The organism is Flavobacterium sp. (assembly GCF_029242675.1).
Classification (GTDB): domain Bacteria; phylum Bacteroidota; class Bacteroidia; order Flavobacteriales; family Flavobacteriaceae; genus Flavobacterium.
On sequence record NZ_JAQWTM010000332.1, the window covers coordinates 1 to 4386 of the forward strand.

At 35.4% G+C, this 4386-nt stretch carries 3 protein-coding genes and 1 pseudogene; all 4 read right to left on the reverse strand.

Annotation, left to right across the window (positions count from 1 at the left end):
• Positions 1-93, reverse strand: a pseudogene (locus P8M54_RS12095) (50S ribosomal protein L20); the annotation flags it as partial.
• A 175-nt stretch (positions 94-268) separates the two neighbouring features.
• Positions 269-466: a 50S ribosomal protein L35 gene (gene rpmI, locus P8M54_RS12100; RefSeq protein WP_022827375.1), complete on the reverse strand. Its 198-nt coding sequence runs from the start codon at positions 464-466 to the stop codon at positions 269-271.
• Between the two features lie 115 nt (positions 467-581).
• Positions 582-1133, reverse strand: coding sequence for a translation initiation factor IF-3 (infC, locus tag P8M54_RS12105; protein ID WP_300288138.1), 552 nt, complete (start codon positions 1131-1133; stop codon positions 582-584).
• Positions 1134-1155: 22 nt separating this feature from the next.
• Positions 1156-3102, reverse strand: coding sequence for a threonine--tRNA ligase (gene thrS, locus P8M54_RS12110; RefSeq protein ID WP_300288137.1), 1947 nt, complete (start codon positions 3100-3102; stop codon positions 1156-1158).
• Between the last annotated feature and the right edge of the window lie 1284 nt (positions 3103-4386).

Genomic DNA, 4386 nt, shown 5'->3' on the forward strand with positions numbered 1-4386 from the left:
AACGTTTTTACGTCTACCAAAGAAACCTTTGGCTTGCTTCATTATTTTTTTTCTTCTTGCTCTTTTAGCAACTGAATTTACCGATCTTGGCATAATTTTTATGTGTTTTTGTAGCAGGCGGCTTGAATTGAATCAAAAGCGCTTAATGGCCGTACTCCAAGGTTATTTTTAAATTGTTTTAACCTAAAGAATTTAAAAAAGTGTTCAGTTTTCAGGTTTTAGTGTTCAGTACTAACTGCCTACTAAATACTGACGACTGATTACTAATTTAGATAATTCTTAATTGTTGTTTGATACTTTTCATATCTGTTTTGTGAACTAACGCTGAGTGTGTCAAAGCTAATTTACGTTTTTTAGATTTTTTAGTCAAGATGTGACTTTTAAAAGCATGCTTTCTTTTAATCTTTCCAGAACCAGTAACTTTAAAACGTTTCTTGGCGCTAGATTTGGTTTTCATTTTAGGCATTTTTTCCTAGTGTTTTAATTTATTCTTACTTACTTATCTTTTAGTCTTAAAGTCGAAAGTCTTATAGTCATAACGTATAAACTTTAGACAATACAACTTTCGACTTTGGACTTAATTATTTCTTCTTCTTAGGAGCAATGAACATAATCATTCTCTTTCCTTCAAGAACTGGCATTGCTTCTACTTTACCATATTCTTCTAAATCAGTTGCTAATCTTAACAATAAGATTTGCCCTTGATCTTTATAAATGATAGAACGACCTTTAAAGAAAACGAATGCTTTTAATTTAGCACCCTCTTTCAAGAATTTCTCAGCATTCTTTCTTTTAAATTCGTAATCATGCTCATCTGTTTGAGGTCCAAAACGAATCTCCTTAACAGTAACCTGTGTAGATTTAGCTTTCAGGATTTTATCACGTTTCTTTTGCTCGTAAACAAATTTCTTGTAATCCATGATTTTACAAACTGGCGGCTCAGCATTTGGTGAAATTTCAACTAAATCTAGTTCAAATTGATCCGCTAAACGTAAAGCTTCCGAAAGTTTAAAAACTCCGGGCTCTATGTTTTCACCTACAAGACGTACTTCTTGCACTCCACGAATAAGATTGTTTATTCTGTGGGCATCCTTTTTTTCTACGCGAGGTTGATAACCTCTGTTGCTTCTTATTGCTATGACTTTATAATTTAAGTTAAACTGTAAATACTTTTAATGTTTTTTTGATCTCTTCATCCACTATAGCAGCGAATTCTTCTATGGTAACGGTAATATTGCCTTTGCCTTCTTGGCCATGTCTACGGATAGATATGGTTCCATTTTTCTCTTCTTCTTCACCTACAATCAGCATAAAAGGGATTTTTTGCATTTCGGCATCCCTAATCTTTTTACCAATAGTTTCACTACGGTTGTCAATGAGCCCGCGAATTTCGTGATTTTCTAGCAAATCTAAAACTTTTTTGGCATATATTTCATATTTCTCACTCAAAGACAAGATAATAGCCTGTTCTGGCATTAACCATAGTGGGAAATTTCCTGCTGTGTGTTCTAGTAAGATAGCAATGAAACGTTCCATAGAGCCAAATGGCGCTCTGTGAATCATCACAGGTCGATGCAATTCATTGTCTGATCCTTTGTATGTTAAATCAAAACGTTCTGGTAAGTTGTAATCTACCTGAATCGTACCTAACTGCCATTGTCTTCCCAAAGCATCTTTCACCATGAAATCCAACTTAGGACCGTAAAAAGCAGCTTCACCATACTCAATTACTGTGTTTAATCCTTTATCTGCTGCAGCATTGATAATTGCGTTTTCTGCTTTCTCCCAGTTTTCGTCAGTACCAATGTATTTTTCTCTATTCTCTTTGTCTCTTAATGAAATTTGAGCAGTAAAGTTTTCAAATCCCAAGGAACCAAATACATAAAGGACCAAGTCAATTACTTTTTTGAACTCTTCATCCAGTTGTTCTGGAGTACAAAATATATGCGCGTCATCCTGAGTAAATCCACGTACACGGGTTAAACCATGTAATTCTCCACTTTGCTCGTATCGGTAAACAGTACCAAATTCAGCATAACGCTTAGGTAAATCTTTATATGACCACGGTCTTACATTGTAGATTTCACAGTGGTGAGGGCAGTTCATTGGTTTCAATAAAAACTCTTCTCCTTCATGTGGTGTGCTTATAGGTTGGAAACTATCTGCACCGTATTTAGCATAATGTCCTGAAGTTACGTATAATTCCTTTTGACCAATATGTGGTGTAACCACTTGCTCGTAGCCTGCTTTCTTTTGTGCTTTTTTCAAGAATTGCTCTAAACGTTCTCTCAACGCGGCTCCTTTTGGTAACCATAACGGCAAACCTTGACCCACTTTTTGAGAAAAAGCAAACAATTCTAACTCCTTACCAAGTTTTCTATGGTCTCTACGTTTTGCTTCTTCAAGCAAAAGTAAATATTCAGTTAAGTCTTTTTGCTTAGGAAACGAAGTTCCGTAAACACGGGTCAATTGCTTGTTTTTTTCGTCTCCTCTCCAGTAGGCTCCCGCAACGCTCATTACTTTCATGGCTTTGATAATTCCGGTATTCGGAATATGGCCACCGCGACATAAATCAGTAAAGGTATCGTGATCACAAAAAGTAATCGTACCATCCTCAAGGTTGGAAATCAGCTCTGTTTTATAAACATTGTCTTTATATATTTCTAGAGCTTCCGCTTTAGATACCGGGCGCAAATTAAATTCATGCTTACCGCGTGAAATTTCAAGTACACGATCTTCAATTTTCTTAAAATCTGCTTCCGTTATTTTTTGATCTTCAAAATCTACGTCATAATAAAACCCATTGGCTATGGCAGGTCCAAGAGTCAATTTAATACCAGGATACATTTCCTCTAAAACTTGAGCCATTACGTGCGAAGTCGAATGCCAAAAAGCTTTCTTTCCACCTTCGTCAGTCCAAGTATATAAAACAAGACTACCATCCGTTGTCAAAGGAGTGGTCGTTTCAATGATGGTACCATTAAATGATGCCGAAATCACGTTTCTAGCAAAACCTTCGCTAATGCTTTTAGCCACTTCCATCGGAGTCACATCTGCTGCGTACTCTCTAATTGACCCATCGGGTAAAGTAATCTTGATCATTGTTTAGTAATTTAAGAATGCAAATATAAACCATTACAAAAACACATCCAATATATATGTGTGGATTGTTTCATTATTATTAGGTTACGATGCAGTATGTTAAATGTGGTTTTGATGCTGGTAGAAAAGGGTTGCTTTTTGGAGCTATTTCCTGCTATTCGTTTCAATCTTTTACGGGGATAAAAATCCCCATAAAAGGATTTCCACTGCTATCAGGGCTAGGAGAGTAGTGGTGTAAGTGGTAATCTGTTTAACAGACGAACAGCTCTAATTCATTCTTGCAATCTACTTTATTCTTTCCATAATGTAAAAGGAACAAATAAGTGTGATCATAACCGAAGAATACACTTCAGTAGTGAATATGTAGAAATCTGCGTCATCTGCGCGCCAATAGAATCCAATTACAATGACAGTATATATAAGAATAGCAAGAAGTAGAATACATATAAACAGTAAATCCGCCAAATCCGTGTCATCCGCGTTCCAATATGGACAAACACAATTACAACCATTACATATTGTGTATTTATTATATGGAGCTAATTTTAAGTGGAAAATCCGCTAAATCCGTGTCATCCGCGTTCCAATATATCCAAAAACAATTACATTATATATAAGAGGAACAATTGATAGAGTACACATAAATGGTAAATCCGCCAAAATCTGTGTTATCCGCGTTCTAATATAATCCAAATACAATTACAATATACACAAGAGGAACAATTGATAGGATGTACATAAACAGTAAATCCTCCAAATCCGCGTCATCCGCGTTCCAATAAAATCCAAATACAATAACATTATATATAAGAGGCACAATTGATAGAATACACATAAACAGTAAATCCGTGTTATCCGCGTCATCCGCGTTCCAATAAATTCCAAATCCAAATACATTATATATAAGAGTAACAACTGATAGAATACATATAAACAGTAAATCCTCCAAATCCGCGTCATCCGCGTTCCGATAAAATCCAAATCCAATTACATTATACATAAGAGGAACAATTGATAGAATACATATAAGCAGTAAATTCGCCAAATCCGTGTCATCCGCGTTCCAATATGGACAAACACAATTACAACCATTACATATTGTGTATTTATTATATGGAGCTAATTTTAAGTGGAAAATCCGCTAAATCCGTGTCATCCGCGTTCCAATATATCCAAACACAATTACATTATATATAAGAGGAACAATTGATAGGATGCACATAATCAGTAAATCCGCTAAATCCATGTCATCCGCGTTCAAATAAAATCCAAGTACAATTACAT

Coding starts and splice junctions, on each gene's coding strand:
- thrS (WP_300288137.1), bottom strand. CDS start 3,102: ATGATCAAGATTACTTTACCCGATGGGTCAATTAGAGAGTACGCAGCA.
- rpmI (WP_022827375.1), bottom strand. CDS start 466: ATGCCTAAAATGAAAACCAAATCTAGCGCCAAGAAACGTTTTAAAGTT.